At 59.6% G+C, this 17182-nt stretch carries 13 protein-coding genes; 10 read left to right on the top strand and 3 right to left on the bottom strand.

The window, feature by feature from the left end:
• Nucleotides 1–2: 2 nt before the first annotated feature.
• Nucleotides 3–431, bottom strand: a complete 429-nt coding sequence (locus tag BLL42_RS08860; RefSeq protein WP_071551716.1) for a DNA polymerase III subunit chi — start codon at nt 429–431, stop codon at nt 3–5.
• A 60-nt stretch (nt 432–491) separates the two neighbouring features.
• Entirely contained in the window at nt 492–1982 is a 1491-nt protein-coding gene (locus BLL42_RS08855; protein ID WP_071551715.1) for a leucyl aminopeptidase, read from the bottom strand.
• 307 nt (nt 1983–2289) lie between these two features.
• Between BLL42_RS08855 and lptF the strand changes: the two genes are divergently transcribed.
• The 8 genes from lptF to pdxJ all read left to right on the top strand — a co-directional run bounded on the left by lptF (nt 2290) and on the right by pdxJ (nt 10663).
• Entirely contained in the window at nt 2290–3408 is a 1119-nt protein-coding gene (lptF, locus tag BLL42_RS08850; protein WP_071551714.1) for an LPS export ABC transporter permease LptF, read from the top strand.
• Nucleotides 3401–4462, top strand: a complete 1062-nt coding sequence (gene lptG / locus BLL42_RS08845) for an LPS export ABC transporter permease LptG (RefSeq protein ID WP_071551713.1) — start codon at nt 3401–3403, stop codon at nt 4460–4462. The genes lptF and lptG overlap by 8 nt, the downstream gene beginning before the upstream one ends.
• A gap of 171 nt (nt 4463–4633) precedes the next feature.
• The gene (gene lepA, locus BLL42_RS08840) at nt 4634–6433 is read left to right on the top strand and encodes a translation elongation factor 4 (protein WP_071551712.1); all 1800 of its coding nucleotides are present in this window, start codon (nt 4634–4636) and stop codon (nt 6431–6433) included.
• A 5-nt stretch (nt 6434–6438) separates the two neighbouring features.
• Nucleotides 6439–7293 carry a signal peptidase I gene (gene lepB / locus BLL42_RS08835; protein WP_071551711.1) on the top strand — a complete coding sequence of 285 codons (855 nt, stop codon included), beginning with the start codon at nt 6439–6441 and terminating at the stop codon, nt 7291–7293.
• 179 nt (nt 7294–7472) lie between these two features.
• Complete coding sequence (gene rnc, locus BLL42_RS08830; protein WP_019691997.1) at nt 7473–8162, top strand: ribonuclease III; 690 nt, start codon at nt 7473–7475, stop codon at nt 8160–8162.
• The gene (gene era, locus BLL42_RS08825; RefSeq protein ID WP_071551710.1) at nt 8155–9057 is read left to right on the top strand and encodes a GTPase Era; all 903 of its coding nucleotides are present in this window, start codon (nt 8155–8157) and stop codon (nt 9055–9057) included. The genes rnc and era overlap by 8 nt, the downstream gene beginning before the upstream one ends.
• Before the next feature lie 120 nt (nt 9058–9177).
• Nucleotides 9178–9867, top strand: a complete 690-nt coding sequence (recO, locus tag BLL42_RS08820) for a DNA repair protein RecO (protein ID WP_019691999.1) — start codon at nt 9178–9180, stop codon at nt 9865–9867.
• A gap of 49 nt (nt 9868–9916) precedes the next feature.
• Nucleotides 9917–10663: a pyridoxine 5'-phosphate synthase gene (pdxJ, locus tag BLL42_RS08815; RefSeq protein ID WP_071551709.1), complete on the top strand. Its 747-nt coding sequence runs from the start codon at nt 9917–9919 to the stop codon at nt 10661–10663.
• Nucleotides 10664–10758: 95 nt separating this feature from the next.
• On the opposite strand, the gene mltF is transcribed toward pdxJ, so the two are convergent.
• Nucleotides 10759–12219 (bottom strand): membrane-bound lytic murein transglycosylase MltF, encoded by a 1461-nt coding sequence (mltF, locus tag BLL42_RS08810; RefSeq protein ID WP_071551708.1) that lies wholly within the window; start codon nt 12217–12219, stop codon nt 10759–10761.
• A 287-nt stretch (nt 12220–12506) separates the two neighbouring features.
• Between mltF and purL the strand changes: the two genes are divergently transcribed.
• Both purL and BLL42_RS08800 read left to right on the top strand, forming a co-directional pair.
• A complete protein-coding gene (gene purL, locus BLL42_RS08805; protein WP_071551707.1) occupies nt 12507–16403 on the top strand; it encodes a phosphoribosylformylglycinamidine synthase in 3897 nt (1298 codons plus the stop codon).
• A 5-nt stretch (nt 16404–16408) separates the two neighbouring features.
• On the top strand, nt 16409–16720 hold the full coding sequence (locus BLL42_RS08800) for a YqfO family protein (protein ID WP_071551706.1): 312 nt from the start codon (nt 16409–16411) through the stop codon (nt 16718–16720).
• Nucleotides 16721–17182 lie beyond the last annotated feature (462 nt).

Raw genomic sequence — 17182 nt, 5'->3', positions numbered from 1 at the left:
GCTCAGAGTCGCTGTAAACGGTGATCTTGCAGAGGATAGCCCTGTTCGCGGTAGAAACGGAAACTCTCCCGCGCGGCCTGACGAATAGTCGGGTCTTCAACCACCACTTCAGCCACACGGGCAAAGCGCTGGGCAAAAGACGGGACTTTGAGGTCAAGATTGACCAGCAAGTCCTGGTGTTGTCCTGGATCGTCTCCCAGGCCGAGCACAATCAAACCGTCCGGTTCGCTTTCGGCGGGGCCGTGAGGCACGAAGCTTTCACCTTTGAACGCCCACAGGCGCGCATCGAGATCGTCACGCTGGGCGGCATCGCTGCAATGCAGGTAGATGCGGTGACCCATGCGCCAGGCTTTTTCGGTGAGCTTGCAGGCAAAATCCAGTCGCGCGGAGGGATCGGCGCTGGGCAGGATATAGAAATCGACTTTAGTCATTGCAGTTCCTGACGCCTGCGCCGCGTCATCCATGGACGATGCGGCGCAGGGGTTTCAGTTTCAGGCTTTGGCGCGGTCCAGCAGGTATTGGGTCAGCAGTGGAACCGGACGGCCAGTGGCGCCCTTGTCCTTGCCGCCGCTGGTCCAGGCCGTGCCGGCGATGTCCAGGTGTGCCCACTTCAGGTTTTTGGTGAAGCGCGACAGGAAGCAGGCCGCCGTGATGGTGCCGGCTTTCGGGCCACCAATGTTGGCGATGTCGGCGAACGGGCTGTCCAGCTGTTCCTGATACTCATCGAACAACGGCAGTTGCCAGGCGCGGTCGTCAGCCTGTTGACCAGCGCTCAGCAGTTGGCCGATCAGCTCGTCGTTGTTGCCCAGCAGGCCTGAAGTGTGAGCGCCCAGAGCGACCACGCAAGCGCCCGTCAGGGTGGCGATGTCGATCACCGCTTGTGGCTTGAAGCGTTCGGAGTAGGTCAGGGCGTCGCACAGCACCAGACGGCCTTCGGCGTCGGTGTTGAGGATTTCCACGGTCTGGCCGCTCATGGTGGTGACGATATCGCCAGGACGCGAAGCCTTGCCGCTTGGCATGTTCTCGGCACAGGCCAGGATGCACACCAGGTTGATCGACAGTTTCAGTTCGAGCACGGCACGCAAGGTGCCAAACACGCTGGCTGCGCCGCCCATGTCGTACTTCATCTCGTCCATGCCGGCGCCAGGCTTGAGGCTGATGCCGCCGGTGTCAAAGGTGATGCCCTTGCCGACCAGTGCGTATGGCTTCTCGGATTTCTTGCCGCCGTTGTATTGCATGACGATCAGGCGCGGTGGCTGGGCGCTGCCCTGGCCAACGGCGTAGAACGAACCCATGCCCAGCTCCTTGATTTGCTTCTCATCAAGGATTTCGACTTTCAGGCCCTTGAACTCCTTGCCCAGGTTCTTCGCCTGCTCGGCGAGGAAGCTTGGGTGGCAGATGTTCGGTGGCAGGTTGCCCAGGTCGCGGGTGAAGGACATGCCGTTGGCGATTGCGGTGGCGTGAGTCACGGCGCGCTCGACTTCAGCCTGGGCGGCCTTGATCGTCAGCAGGGTGATTTTCTTCAGGGCGCGCGGGTCGGACTTATGGCTCTTGAACTGCTCGAAGGTGTATTCGCCGTCCACCAGGGTTTCGGCCAGCAGACGGGTCTTGCCGTAGCTGTCACGCCCTTTGACCACAATTTCGTCCAGCGCCAGTGCGGCATCGCTGCCACCCAGGCCTTTGAGGGTGTTCAATGCGCCGGCGATGATTTTGCGGAACGGCCGGTCGCCCAGTTCGGCGTCTTTACCCACGCCAACCAGCAACACGCGTTCGGCTTTGAGGTTTGGCAGGCTGTGCAGCAACAGGCTCTGACCCACTTTGCCAGCCAGGTCGCCACGCTTGAGGACAGCGCTGATCGCGCCGCCGCTGAGCTCGTCGAGCTGTTTGGCGACGTTGCCGAGTGTGCGGTCTTCGCCGACGGCGACCACCAGAGTGGCGGTTTTCAACGTTTCTGGGCTAACGCTTTTTACAACCAGTTCCATGTCCGGGTCCCTGAATAAATGGTCAAAGTGCAGCGTGTTACGCAGTGCGCGCACACGTTTGCCTGTCTATAGAAAGACGCTGGTTCATGCCAGCGACAAGGGCCGCAGTTTGAACCTCGCTCGCGGCAACTGACAACCCTCGCGCAGGTGATCTTTACGCCATTGCGCGGCTGCTTGAGCGTGCGCAGTGACAGGCGCGTTCAATCACAGGATAATGCGCCATCTTTTTCGGCGGCTCAGCCCTGCGGGCCGCCCGATATGTTTGCTTGTTTGGCCGCCTTAGCCTGACAACCCTGGAGTGTCTGGTTTGATCGTCTTCCGTTATCTATCCCGCGAAGTCCTGTTGACCTTGAGCGCCGTCAGCGCTGTGCTGCTGGTCATCATCATGAGTGGGCGCTTCATCAAGTTCCTGGCCCAGGCCGCCTCGGGCGCTCTGGACCCAGGCTCGCTGTTCCTGATCATGGGCTTTCGTCTGCCGGGTTTCCTGCAACTGATCCTGCCTTTGGGGCTGTTTCTCGGGATCCTGCTGGCCTACGGTCGCCTGTACCTTGAAAGCGAAATGACCGTGCTCTCCGCGACCGGCATGAGCCAGCAGCGTCTGCTGGGCATGACCCTGTTTCCGGCTACGCTGGTGGCCGTAATTGTCGCCTGGCTGAGCCTGAGCCTGGCACCGCAAGGCGCCAATCAGTTTCAGTTGCTGCTGAACAAGCAGGATGCCATGACCGAGTTCGACACGCTGGTGCCGGGCCGTTTTCAGGCTTTGCGCGATGGTTCGCGGGTGACGTACACCGAGCAGTTGTCCGATGACCGGATCAACCTGGGCGGTGTGTTCATCTCGGAAAAACGCCTTTCCGCCGACCAGAAGGATCGCGGCATTTCCGTACTGGTCGCGGAAAAGGGCCGTCAGGAGATCAAGGAGGACGGCAACCGTTACCTGATTCTCGACAATGGCTACCGTTACGACGGTAATCCGGGGCTGGCTGACTACCGTGCCATCAAGTACGACACCTACGGCGTGTTGCTGCCCAAACCGGATGTCAGCGACGAGGTGACCGATCGCGATGCGATGACGACCCGTACCCTGCTGGATAATCCGGATATTCGTGCACGCGCCGAGCTCGAGTGGCGTCTGTCGCTACCGTTGCTGGTGTTTATCGTGACGTTGATGGCGGTGCCGCTGTCGCGGGTCAATCCGCGCCAGGGACGTTTCCTCAAATTGCTGCCGGCGATTCTTCTTTATATGGCTTATCTGACCATCCTGATTGCCGCGCGCGGTGCTCTGGAGAAAGGCAAGATCCCCCCGGCACTGGGTCTGTGGTGGGTTCACGCAATATTCCTGGCCATTGGCCTGGGACTGCTCTACTGGGAACCGTTGCGTTTGAAAATGGCGAGTCGCCGCAGTGCGCTGGAGGTGACCCGTGGTTAAGCTCGATCGCTACATAGGTGGCAGTGTTTTCATGGCGATCCTGGCGGTACTGGGGATCATTCTGGGCCTGGCGACCTTGTTTGCCTTCATTGATGAGATGAGTGACATCAGTGAAACCTACACCCTCACTGACGTCTTGAGCTATGTAGTGCTGACAGCGCCGCGTCGGGTCTATGACATGCTGCCGATGGCGGCACTGATCGGCTGCCTGATCGGGCTGGGCAGTCTGGCCAGCAGCAGTGAACTGACCATCATGCGCGCCGCTGGCGTGTCCATCGGCCGGATCGTCTGGGCGGTGATGAAGCCGATGCTGGTGTTGATGCTGGCAGGCGTACTGGTCGGTGAATACGTTGCGCCCGTTGCGGAAAACGTGGCTCAGGCCAATCGCTCCCTGGCTCAGGGTATTGGCGATGCGCAGAGTGCCAAGCACGGTATGTGGCACCGTCAGGGTGATGAGTTCATTCACATCAACTCGGTGCAGCCGGATGGCATTCTGTATGGTGTGACCCGCTATCGTTTTGACAGCGAGCGTCACATGCTGACCTCGAGCTTCTCCAAGCGTGCGCAGTTTGAAACAGATCATTGGCAGTTGAACGACGTCACCACCACGGTGTTCCATGACGGCAGTACCGAAGTAGTCACTGCGCCGCAAGAGCGCTGGGATGTGCCGTTGAGCCCGCAACTGCTGAACACGGTGATCATGGCGCCGGAGTCGTTGTCGATCAGCGGTTTGTGGGGTTATATCCACTATCTGGCGGATCAGGGCCTGAACAATGGCCGTTACTGGCTGGCATTTTGGGTCAAGGTATTGCAGCCACTGGTCACCGTTGCCCTGGTGTTGATGGCGATTTCCTTTATCTTCGGTCCGCTGCGCTCGGTGACGCTGGGGCAGCGCGTATTCACCGGTGTACTGGTCGGCTTTACCTTCCGTATCGCTCAGGATTTGCTCGGGCCTTCAAGCCTGGTCTTCGGCTTCTCGCCGTTGTTCGCGGTGCTGGTTCCGGCCGGTATCTGCGCGGTGGCGGGTCTTTGGTTGTTGCGCCGAGCCGGTTGATCGCAGGTATTTCCTGCCCTGACTCACACTCAAACGCCCCGTTCGCAAGAGCGGGGCGTTTTTGTATCCAATACCGTTGGCCTGTGAACGTGACGCTTGCGTCGTGTATCAGGTACAATTCCCGGCTATTTTTCGGCGGGCTATGCCTGCAGCCTTTTTGAGTGTTGATCCGTGAGTGATTTGAGTCATATCCGCAATTTCTCCATCATCGCCCACATTGACCATGGCAAGTCGACTCTGGCCGATCGCTTTATCCAGATGTGCGGCGGCCTGGCCGAGCGCGAAATGGAAGCCCAGGTACTGGACTCCATGGACCTTGAGCGTGAGCGCGGGATCACCATCAAGGCTCACAGCGTTACCCTGTATTACACTGCCCGTGATGGTATCAAGTACCAGCTGAACTTCATTGACACCCCCGGCCACGTTGACTTCACCTATGAAGTCAGCCGGTCGCTGGCGGCCTGTGAAGGTGCCTTGTTGGTGGTCGATGCCGGTCAGGGTGTCGAGGCGCAATCGGTTGCCAACTGCTACACGGCGATCGAGCAGGGCCTGGAAGTGATGCCGGTCCTGAACAAGATCGACCTGCCACAGGCCGATCCGGACCGCGTCAAAGAAGAAATCGAAAAAATCATCGGCATCGATGCCACCGACGCGGTCGAGTGCAGTGCCAAGACCGGTCTGGGCGTCGATGAAGTGCTCGAGCGTCTGGTGCACACCATTCCCGCGCCGACCGGCAACATTGAAGATCCGCTGCAAGCACTGATCATCGACTCCTGGTTCGACAACTACCTGGGCGTTGTTTCCCTGGTTCGCGTGCGCCATGGCTGCGTGAAGAAGGGCGACAAGATTCTGGTCAAATCCACCGGCAAGATCCACCTGGTGGACAGCGTGGGTGTGTTCAACCCGAAACACACTGCCACCGTCGACCTGAAAGCCGGTGAAGTAGGCTTCATCATCGCCGGCATCAAGGACATTCACGGTGCGCCAGTCGGTGACACCCTGACCTTGAGCTCGACGCCGGACGTCGACGTGCTGCCAGGTTTCAAACGCATTCAGCCGCAGGTCTATGCCGGTCTGTTCCCGGTCAGCTCCGACGACTTCGAAGACTTCCGCGAAGCGCTGCAAAAGCTCACCCTGAACGACTCGTCGTTGCAATACACCCCGGAAAGCTCCGACGCCCTGGGCTTCGGCTTCCGTTGCGGGTTCCTCGGCATGCTGCACATGGAGATCATTCAGGAGCGCCTGGAGCGCGAGTACGACCTGGACCTGATCACCACTGCGCCGACGGTTATTTTCGAGTTGTTGCTGAAAACCGGTGAAACGATTTACGTCGACAACCCGTCCAAGCTGCCGGATCTGTCGGCCATCGAAGACATGCGCGAACCCATCGTGCGGGCCAACATTCTTGTGCCGCAAGAACACCTGGGCAACGTCATTACCCTGTGCATCGAGAAGCGTGGCATACAGCATGACATGCTGTTCCTCGGTAGCCAGGTCCAGGTGACCTACGATTTGCCGATGAACGAAGTGGTTCTGGACTTCTTCGACCGTCTCAAATCCACCAGTCGCGGCTATGCTTCGCTGGATTACCATTTCGATCGTTATCAATCAGCTAATCTGGTGAAGCTGGATGTATTGATCAACGGTGAAAAAGTCGACGCCCTGGCGTTGATCGTGCACCGTGACAACGCGCACTACAAAGGTCGCGCGTTGACCGAGAAGATGAAAGAACTGATTCCGCGGCAGATGTTCGACGTGGCAATCCAGGCCGCCATTGGCGGGCAGATTGTGGCGCGGACAACCGTCAAGGCACTCAGAAAGAACGTATTGGCCAAATGCTACGGCGGTGACGTTAGCCGTAAGCGCAAGCTGTTGGAAAAGCAGAAGGCCGGTAAAAAACGCATGAAGCAGGTCGGTAATGTGGAAATTCCACAAGAAGCCTTCCTCGCTGTGCTCAGGTTGGATAGTTAGGTCCTATGTCACTAAATTTCCCGCTGTTGCTGGTCATCGCCGTCTTCGTTTGCGGCCTGTTGGGGTTGCTCGATCTGGTTTTCCTGGCGCCGCGTCGGCGTGCTGCCATTACCTCCTATGAGGGTAGCGTTGGCGAGCCGGATAGGGTGGTGGTCGAGAAACTGAACAAAGAACCGATGCTGGTTGAATACGGCAAATCGTTCTTTCCGGTGCTGTTCATCGTGCTGGTGCTGCGTTCGTTCCTGGTGGAGCCGTTCCAGATTCCGTCTGGCTCGATGAAGCCGACCCTGGACGTTGGCGACTTCATTCTGGTGAACAAATTTTCTTACGGGATCCGCTTGCCGGTGCTCGATACGAAAGTCATCCAGGTCGGTGACCCGCAGCGTGGCGATGTGATGGTGTTCCGCTACCCAAGCGACCCGAACGTCAACTACATCAAGCGTGTCGTGGGCCTGCCGGGTGATCAGATTCGTTACACCGCCGACAAGCGTCTGTTCGTCAACGGTGAGTCGATCGCAGAGCTGTTGGTTGGCTCCGAGCCGGGTACGTTGGGCAGTGCCGAGCTCTACAAGGAAAAACTCGGCGCCGCCGAGCACCTGATCCGCAAGGAAATGAGCCGCTACCGCGCAACCCCCGACCATCAGTGGACCGTGCCTGCCGGGCACTACTTCATGATGGGCGACAACCGCGACAACTCAAACGACAGTCGCTACTGGGATGATCCAAGTATTCCCAAGGATCTGCTGGGCATGGTTCCCGACAAGAATATCGTCGGCAAGGCCTTCGCGGTCTGGATGAGCTGGCCGGAACCGAAACTCAGTCACCTGCCGAATTTCTCGCGGGTTGGCCTGATCAAGTAATCACACACGGCGCTGTTGAACACAGCGCCGAATGCATTTCTGGAGCCAGCAGAAGGCCACCGCAGATGCATGAAGCCAACGATATTCAGGAAGTAATTTTTGAACACAGCGTTAATTGTCCAAAAACCTAGCAGCGTTGCTGTGATGGACGTCGACCACGAACTTAGCGTGGGTCAACCGTGAGCGTCTCTTTAAGCCGTCTCGAGCGTCAGCTCGGTTATACCTTCAAGGACCAGGAACTGATGGTTCTGGCCCTGACACACCGCAGCTTTGCCGGGCGCAACAACGAACGCCTGGAATTCCTCGGTGATGCCATTCTCAACTTCGTTGCCGGTGAAGCGCTGTTCGACCGCTTTCCGCTGGCTCGCGAAGGCCAGTTGTCGCGTTTGCGCGCACGTCTGGTCAAAGGTGAGACGCTGGCAGTATTGGCGCGTGGTTTCGACCTGGGCGAGTACCTGCGCCTGGGGTCCGGTGAGTTGAAGAGCGGCGGTTTCCGCCGTGAATCGATCCTTGCCGATGCCCTCGAAGCGTTGATCGGTGCGATCTACCTGGATGCCGGCATGGACATGGCGCGCGAACGCGTGCTGGCCTGGCTGACGTCCGAGTTCGATAGCCTGACGCTGGTCGACACCAACAAAGATCCAAAGACCCGGCTGCAAGAGTTCTTGCAGTCGCGTGCCTGTGAACTGCCGCGTTACGAAGTGGTGGATATCCAGGGTGAGCCGCATTGCCGGACGTTCTTCGTCGAATGCGAAATCACCTTACTGAACGAAAAAAGCCGAGGTCAGGGTGTGAGTCGTCGTATTGCCGAACAGGTAGCGGCCGCCGCAGCACTGATTGCCCTGGGCGTGGAGAATGGCCATGACTGATTCAATTGCAACTCGCTGTGGCTATGTCGCCATCGTCGGCCGCCCGAACGTGGGCAAATCCACGCTGCTGAACCACATCCTGGGTCAGAAGCTGGCGATCACTTCGCGCAAACCGCAAACCACCCGTCACAACATGCTCGGGATCAAGACCGAAGGCGCCGTGCAGACGATCTACGTCGACACCCCCGGCATGCACAAAGGTGGCGAGAAGGCCCTCAACCGCTACATGAACAAGACCGCTTCGGCCGCGTTGAAAGACGTCGACGTGGTGATCTTCGTGGTTGACCGCACCCGCTGGACCGAAGAAGACCAGATGGTTCTCGAGCGCGTTCAGTACGTGACAGGCCCGTTGATCGTGGCGCTGAACAAGACTGACCGCATCGAAGACAAAGCCGAGTTGATGCCGCACCTGAGCTGGTTGCAGGAGCAGTTGCCGAACGCGCAGATCATTCCGATTTCGGCTCAGCACGGGCATAACCTCGATGCGCTGGAGCGGGTGATCGCCGATCAACTGCCGGAAAACGATCACTTCTTCCCGGAAGACCAGATCACCGACCGCAGCAGCCGTTTCCTGGCCGCCGAACTGGTACGCGAGAAAATCATGCGCCAGATGGGCGCCGAGCTGCCGTACCAGATCACCGTGGAAATCGAAGAGTTCAAGCAGCAGGGGAAAACCCTGCACATTCATGCGTTGATCCTCGTCGAACGTGACGGTCAGAAGAAAATTATCATTGGCGACAAGGGCGAGCGGATCAAGCGCATCGGCACCGAAGCGCGCAAGGACATGGAGCTGCTGTTCGACTCCAAGATCATGCTCAACCTTTGGGTCAAGGTGAAAGGCGGCTGGTCCGACGACGAACGCGCCCTGCGTTCGCTGGGCTACGGCGACCTGTAAAAGATACACAATCAAAAGATCGCAGCCTGCGGCAGCTCCTACGGTGTACACAAAACCCATGTAGGAGCAGCCAAAGGCTGCGATCTTTTTTGCAATCCCTGACCGGGAAACACAAACACCATGTCGACCACCGCGCCAACCGGCCAACCCGCCTACGTGCTTCACAGTCGTGCCTACCGCGAAAACAGCGCATTGGTGGATTTCCTCACGCCGCAAGGTCGGCTGCGGGCGGTGTTGCGCAGTGCGCGGGGCAAGGCTGGAACGCTGGCGCGGCCATTCGTGCCGCTGGAAGTCGAGTTCCGTGGTCGAGGTGAGCTGAAGAACGTCGGGCGCATGGAAAGCGCCGGCGTCTCCACCTGGCTCAATGGTGAGGCGCTGTTCAGCGGTCTTTACCTCAATGAACTGCTGATCCGCCTGCTGCCGTCCGAAGATCCCCATCCGGCTGTATTCGATCATTACGCTGCGACCTTGCTGGCCCTCGCCGAAGGGCGTCCGCTGGAGCCGTTGTTGCGTTCGTTCGAATGGCGGCTGCTCGATGATCTGGGTTACGGCTTTGCGCTGAACGCGGATATCCATGGCGAACCTGTCGCGCCCGACGGCCTGTATCGCTTGCAGGTCGATGCGGGTCTGGAGCGGGTCTACCTGCTGCAGCCCGGTCTGTTCAACGGCACCGAACTGTTGGCCATGGCCGACGCAGACTGGAGCGCGCCGGGTGCCTTGTCCGCCGCCAAGCGTCTGATGCGCCAGGCATTGGCGGTTCACCTGGGCGGTCGCCCACTGGTCAGTCGCGAGTTGTTTCGCAAGCCCTGATCAACCCGTATGCTGTGCACCGAACTTTCTCTACTTCTGGAGCGCTTCCGTGACCACCAGCAATCGCATTCTTCTTGGCGTGAACATTGACCACGTTGCCACCCTGCGTCAGGCCCGGGGGACTCGTTACCCTGATCCCGTGAAAGCGGCGCTGGACGCGGAAGAGGCGGGCGCTGATGGCATCACCGTGCATCTGCGTGAGGACCGTCGGCACATCCAGGAGCGCGACGTGTTGTTGCTCAAGGACGTGCTGCAAACCCGCATGAACTTCGAGATGGGCGTGACCGAGGAGATGATGGCGTTCGCTGAACGCATACGTCCGGCGCACATTTGCCTGGTGCCGGAAACCCGTCAGGAACTGACCACCGAAGGCGGTCTGGATGTGGCGGGGCAGGAAGCGCGGATCAAGGCAGCGGTGGATCGTCTGGCGAAAATCGGCTGCGAAGTGTCGCTGTTCATCGACGCCGACGAGCGCCAGATCGAAGCATCGAAACGCGTTGGCGCGCCGGCCATCGAATTGCACACGGGCCGTTATGCGGACGCCGAGACGCCGGCTTCGGTGGCTGAAGAACTGAAACGTGTGGCGGATGGCGTAGCGTTTGGCCTGACTCAAGGCCTGATCGTCAACGCCGGTCATGGCTTGCACTACCACAACGTTGAAGCGGTTGCGGCGATCAAAGGTATCAACGAACTGAACATCGGCCACGCGCTGGTGGCTCATGCGCTGTTCGTCGGGTTCAAGTCGGCTGTTGCGGAGATGAAAGCGCTGATTCTGGCGGCTGCTGCAAAAGCCTAAGATCAAAAGATCGCAGGCTGCGCCAGCTCCTACAGGTGTACACAAAACCCCGTAGGAGCTGGCGAAGGCTGCGATCTTTTTGCAGGTGGCGCGATTTAAAGCGGTGGGTTTTCTTCAGGCGGCTTGGTCTTGTCGATGCCCGGCACGTGCAGATTGCCTTGGGCGACCTGATCGCCCTCAAGCTGCGGCTGAGTGACCCATGTCAGGATGTCGTAGTAACGCCGGATGTTCGCCACAAAATGCACCGGCTCACCGCCACGGGCGTAGCCATAGCGGGTTTTGCTGTACCACTGTTTTTGCGACAGGCGCGGCAGGATCTTTTTCACATCCAGCCACTTGTCCGGATTCAGCCCTTCCTTGGCGGCGAGCTTGCGTGCGTCATCCAGGTGACCGCTGCCGACGTTGTAGGCCGCCAGCGCAAACCATGTGCGATCCGGCTCCTGGATCGAGTCGTCCAGTTGATCTTTCATGTAAGCCAGGTATTTCGCGCCGCCCATAATGCTTTGCTTGGCGTCCAGGCGATTGGACACGCCCATGGCCTGCGCGGTGTTCTGGGTCAGCATCATCAGGCCGCGAACGCCGGTTTTTGAGGTGACCGCCGGTTGCCACAGCGATTCTTGATAACCGATCGCCGCGAGCAGTCGCCAGTCGACTTTTTCTTCCTTGGCGTACGCCTTGAAGTGTTTCTCGTACTTGGGCAGTCGTTGCTGCAAATGCTGGGCGAAGGTGTAGGCGCCCATGTAACCCAGTACATCGACGTGCCCGTAGTAGCGGTCTTTCAGGCGTTGCAGGGTGCCGTTCTTCTGCGACTTGTCGAGGAAGTCGTTGATCTCGTTGAGCAGGCTGTTGTCATCCCCGGCGGCGACCGCCCAGCTCTGGTTGCTGGCGTCGCCCAGGTCGAAGGCAACCCGCGCATTAGTGAAGTACACCTGGTTCATCGCGACTTCGTTGGAGTCGACCAGTGTCAGATCGATCTGACCTTCATCAACCATGCGCAGCAGGTCAACGACCTCAACCGCGTCGGACTCTTCGTATTGAATGCCGGGGTATTTCTTTTTCAGCGCTGCCAGTTGATCGGCGTGGGTGCTGCCCTTGAGCACCATGATGGTCTTGCCGACCAGATCCGCCGCATTGGTAGGCCGCGATTGGCCGTTGCGGTAGATGATCTGTGGGGTGACTTCCAGATACGAGTGGGAAAACCGGACTTGCTGTTTGCGTTTCTCGCTGCTGACCAGGCCGGCAGCAGCCAGCACCGGGCCGCCAGGTTTGCCTAACTGACCGTACAGGTCGTCGAGGTTGTCCGCGGTTTCGATTTTCAGCTTAACACCCAGATCGTCGGCGAAGCGCTTCACCAGCTCGTATTCGAAGCCGGTTTCACCGTTGCGATCCTGAAAGTAGGTGGCGGGGCTGTTGCGGGTAACCACACGCAGCACGCCATCCTCCTTTACGCGCTCCAGTGTGTTGGGTTTATCAACACAGCCACTGAGCATCAGGAAGAGTCCGGTTGCGATGAGCCATTTGGCGAATCGCGGACGCAAAGCCGTTGGGGAAAACATCTGCGCAGTATACGCAAAGGACCACGACCGCCATATCTCGACAGCAAGAGGCTTGTCTGCTAGAGCGTCCAGAACCTGGCGCGAGCCCGCAAGAACAGGCGCTCAGGCTGGAATGTGACAACCAAAATAACCCCCCGGGAGCACCTTAATGAGCATTGGTTATAGGCTTGGAGCCCCGGGCCGACGTTCGGACAATACCGGGTGTAGCGTTTCGGGTGCTGTCGCGGGCGGTTTAGGCTAGAATGCACGGCCTCAAAGCACACCCCCTTCCCGAGGCTGTCCCGAAGATGTTGATCCTGCGCGGCGCTCCTGCCCTTTCTGCCTTTCGCCACAGCAAACTCCTTGAGCAACTGAGCCAAAAGGTCCCGGCTGTCAGTGGCCTGTATGCTGAATTCGCTCACTTCGCCGAAGTTACCGGCGTCCTGACCGGCGACGAACAGCAGGTGCTAGCGCGCCTTCTGAAGTACGGTCCTAGCGTTCCGGTACAAGAGCCGACCGGCCGTCTGTTCCTGGTGTTGCCACGTTTTGGCACCATCTCGCCATGGTCGAGCAAGGCCAGCGACATCGCCCGCAACTGTGGCCTGGCGAAAATCCAGCGCCTGGAACGCGGTATCGCTTTCTACGTGACCGGCGAATTCACCGAGGCACAAGCACAGCTTGTTGTTGATGCGCTGCACGATCGCATGACCCAGATCGTGCTGGAAAACCTCGAACAGGCTGCTGGCCTGTTCAGTCACTCCGAACCGAAGCCGCTGACGGCGATCGACGTTCTGGGTGGCGGTCGTGCCGCACTGGAAAAAGCCAACGTCGAACTGGGCCTGGCCCTGGCCGAAGACGAGATCGACTACCTGGTCAACGCCTTCGTTGGTTTGAAGCGCAACCCGCACGACATCGAACTGATGATGTTCGCCCAGGCGAACTCCGAGCATTGCCGTCACAAGATCTTCAACGCCAGTTGGGACATCGACGGCGAGAGCCAGGAAAAAAGCCTGTTCGGCATGATCAAGAACACCTACGTGATGCACAGCGAAGGCGTTCTGTCGGCTTACAAGGACAACGCTTCGGTGATCGTCGGCAACGTGGCCGGCCGTTTCTTCCCGGACCCTGAAACCCGCCAGTACGGCGCGGTGCAGGAGCCGGTGCACATCCTGATGAAAGTCGAAACGCACAACCACCCGACCGCGATTGCCCCGTTCCCGGGCGCATCCACCGGCTCCGGTGGCGAGATTCGCGACGAAGGTGCCACCGGTCGCGGTGCCAAGCCAAAGGCTGGCCTGACCGGTTTCACCGTGTCCAACCTGCAAATCCCGGGCTTCGAACAGCCGTGGGAAGTGCCGTACGGCAAGCCCGAGCGCATCGTTACTGCGCTGGACATCATGATCGAAGGTCCATTGGGCGGCGCTGCATTCAACAACGAATTTGGCCGTCCGGCGCTGACCGGTTATTTCCGTACCTTCGAACAATCCATCACCACCCCGCGTGGCGATGAAGTGCGTGGCTACCACAAGCCGATCATGTTGGCCGGCGGCATGGGTAACATTCGCGCCGAACACGTGCAGAAAGGTGAAATTCTCGTTGGTTCCAAGCTGATCGTGCTCGGCGGCCCGGCGATGCTGATCGGTCTGGGCGGTGGCGCGGCTTCCTCCATGGCCACCGGCACCAGCTCGGCCGACCTGGACTTTGCTTCGGTACAACGCGAAAACCCGGAAATGGAACGCCGTTGCCAGGAAGTCATCGACCGTTGCTGGCAGTTGGGTGAACACAACCCGATCAGCTTCATCCACGACGTCGGCGCGGGCGGTTTGTCCAACGCCTTCCCGGAACTGGTCAACGATGGCGACCGTGGCGGGCGCTTCGAACTGCGCAACATTCCAAACGACGAGCCGGGCATGGCCCCGCACGAAATCTGGAGTAACGAATCCCAGGAACGCTACGTTCTGGCGGTCGGCCCGGCCGACTTCGAACGTTTCAAGGCGATCTGCGAGCGCGAGCGTTGCCCGTTTGCGGTCGTCGGCGAAGCCACTGCCGAGCCGCAGCTTACTGTCACGGATAGCCACTTCGGCAACAGCCCGGTCGACATGCCACTCGAAGTGCTGTTGGGCAAAGCCCCGCGCATGCACCGTTCGGCTGTTCGTGAAGCCGAGCTGGGCGACGACTTCGATCCGTCGACCCTGTCCATTGCCGACTGCGTCGAGCGCGTTCTGCATCACCCGGCCGTGGCCAGCAAAAGCTTCCTGATCACCATCGGCGACCGCACCATCACCGGCCTCGTGGCCCGTGATCAGATGGTCGGCCCGTGGCAGGTTCCGGTGGCTGACGTTGCCGTCACCGCCACCAGCTTCGACGTTTACACCGGTGAAGCCATGGCCATGGGCGAGCGCACTCCGCTGGCACTGCTGGACGCTCCGGCGTCGGGCCGCATGGCCATCGGCGAAACCTTGACCAACATTGCCGCGTCGCGCATTGCCAAAATCTCCGACATCAAGCTGTCGGCGAACTGGATGTCGGCTGCCGGTCACCCGGGCGAAGACGCACGTCTGTACGACACCGTCAAAGCAGTCGGTATGGAACTGTGTCCAGAGCTGGGCATCACCATTCCGGTGGGCAAGGACTCGATGTCCATGGCCACGCGCTGGAACGACGAAGGCGTCGACAAGACCGTCACCTCGCCGATGTCCCTGATCGTGACCGGTTTCGCGCCAGTGACTGACATCCGTCAGACCCTGACCCCACAACTGCGCATGGACAAAGGCACCACCGACCTGATCCTGATCGACCTGGGCCGTGGCCAGAACCGCATGGGCGCTTCGATCCTCGCACAGGTTCACGGCAAGCTTGGCAAGCAGGCTCCGGACGTCGACGACGCCGAAGACCTGAAAGCGTTCTTCGCGGTGATCCAGGGCCTCAACGCCGACGGTCACCTGCTGGCTTACCACGACCGTTCCGATGGCGGTCTGCTGACCAGCGTGGTGGAAATGTCTTTTGCCGGTCACTGCGGTCTGAGCCTGAACCTCGACGGTCTGGCGGAAACCTCGGCCGACATCGCCGCGATCCTGTTCAACGAAGAGCTGGGTGCGGTGATCCAGGTTCGCCAGGACGCCACGCCAGACATCCTTGCGCAGTTCAGCGCGGCGGGTCTGGACGATTGCGTGTCGGTGATCGGTCAGCCGATGAACAACAGCGAGATCAGCATCACCTTCAACGGCGACACTGTGTTCGAAGGTCAGCGTGGTCTGCTGCAACGTCAGTGGGCTGAAACCAGCTACCAGATCCAGCGTCTGCGTGACAACGCCGACTGCGCCGAACAAGAGTTCGACGTGCTGCTGGAAGAAGACAACCCGGGCTTGAGCGTCAAGCTGAGCTACGACGTCAACCAGGACGTCGCCGCGCCTTACATCAAAAAAGGCATTCGCCCACAGGTTGCCGTACTGCGTGAGCAGGGCGTCAACGGTCAGGTGGAAATGGCGGCAGCGTTCGACCGTGCCGGTTTCAACGCAATCGACGTGCACATGAGCGACATTCTGGCCGGCCGTGTCGACCTGAACGAGTTCAAAGGTCTGGTGGCGTGCGGTGGCTTCTCCTACGGTGACGTACTGGGTGCCGGTGAAGGCTGGGCGAAATCGGCGCTGTTCAACAGCCGTGCTCGCGATGCGTTCCAGGGCTTCTTCGAACGTACCGACAGCTTCACCCTCGGCGTGTGCAACGGTTGCCAGATGATGTCCAACCTGCACGAGCTGATCCCGGGCAGCGAGTTCTGGCCGCACTTCGTGCGTAACCGTTCCGAGCAGTTCGAAGCCCGTGTGGCGATGGTTCAGGTTCAGGAGTCGAATTCGATCTTCCTGCAAGGCATGGCCGGTTCGCGCATGCCAATCGCCATCGCTCACGGTGAAGGTCATGCCGAGTTCGCCAGCGAAGAAGCGTTGCTGGAAGCGGATGTGTCGGGTTGCGTGGCGATGCGTTTCGTCGACAACCATGGCAAGGTCACTGAAAGCTACCCGGCCAACCCGAACGGCTCGCCGCGCGGGATCACCGGTTTGACCAGCCGTGACGGTCGCGTGACCATCATGATGCCGCACCCGGAGCGGGTGTTCCGCGCCGTGCAGAACTCGTGGCGCTCGGAAGAGTGGAGCGAAGACGCACCGTGGATGCGTATGTTCCGTAACGCTCGTGTGTGGGTGAACTAAGCGCTGTGTATAAGCTCAGCTTTTTTGTTCCTCAGAGCCATGTAGACGTGGTCAAGGGGGCTGTGTTCGCTGCGGGTGGTGGGCGGATCGGTCTGTATGACCACTGTGCGTGGCAGGTGCTGGGTTTGGGCCAGTTTCGTCCGTTGGATGGCAGTCAGCCGTTTATGGGTGAAGCGGGGCAGGTCGAGCAGGTTGAGGAGTGGAAGGTTGAGCTGGTGGTCAGCGATGAGTTGATTCGTTCTGTGGTGGAGGCTCTGAAGCAGAGCCATCCCTATGAGACGCCGGCTTACGAGGTGTGGCGGTTGGAAGATTTCTGATCTTCCTGGCTGCTGAAATGAGAAACCCGCAGAACCGTTATTGGTTCTGCGGGTTTTTTATTGAGCGCCACAAAACAAATGTGGGAGAGGGCTTGCTCGCGAAGGCGGCCTGACAGCCGACCAATCTCTTGCAGGTGTACATATCCATTTCTGCGGTAACGGCCACTTAGGGTTTCGCCCTTACGGCGCCTCACTTTTCCAGACGCCGAAAAGTAAGCAAAAGGCTTCGCCCCAAGCGTACGGCACCTCGCCTAGGCTCGGCGTACCCTCGCTCCGGTGTTCATCAGGGGGCATCGCCTACGGTCTGCTGCGCGACGACCTCCTCTCGATGTGTCCGGCTGCGCCGTACGGCGCTGCGCGCCCACCCCCTGATGAACCCCTGCACTCGGCCTCCCGAAGGGGCGGGTAGATCAAGATCAACAGCGGCAGGCGAGCTAACGCTCGGCCTGTTGAGTGGTGGGG

Origin of the sequence: Pseudomonas frederiksbergensis, assembly GCF_001874645.1 — a bacterium.
In the GTDB taxonomy this organism is placed as follows: domain Bacteria; phylum Pseudomonadota; class Gammaproteobacteria; order Pseudomonadales; family Pseudomonadaceae; genus Aquipseudomonas; species Aquipseudomonas frederiksbergensis_B.
This window is presented reverse-complemented; position numbering and strand designations above follow the sequence as displayed.

Coding starts and splice junctions, on each gene's coding strand:
- recO (WP_019691999.1), top strand. CDS start 9,178: ATGTCGACCACCGCGCCAACCGGCCAACCCGCCTACGTGCTTCACAGT.
- BLL42_RS08860 (WP_071551716.1), bottom strand. CDS start 431: ATGACTAAAGTCGATTTCTATATCCTGCCCAGCGCCGATCCCTCCGCG.
- purL (WP_071551707.1), top strand. CDS start 12,507: ATGTTGATCCTGCGCGGCGCTCCTGCCCTTTCTGCCTTTCGCCACAGC.
- mltF (WP_071551708.1), bottom strand. CDS start 12,219: ATGTTTTCCCCAACGGCTTTGCGTCCGCGATTCGCCAAATGGCTCATC.
- era (WP_071551710.1), top strand. CDS start 8,155: ATGACTGATTCAATTGCAACTCGCTGTGGCTATGTCGCCATCGTCGGC.
- BLL42_RS08855 (WP_071551715.1), bottom strand. CDS start 1,982: ATGGAACTGGTTGTAAAAAGCGTTAGCCCAGAAACGTTGAAAACCGCC.
- lepB (WP_071551711.1), top strand. CDS start 6,439: ATGTCACTAAATTTCCCGCTGTTGCTGGTCATCGCCGTCTTCGTTTGC.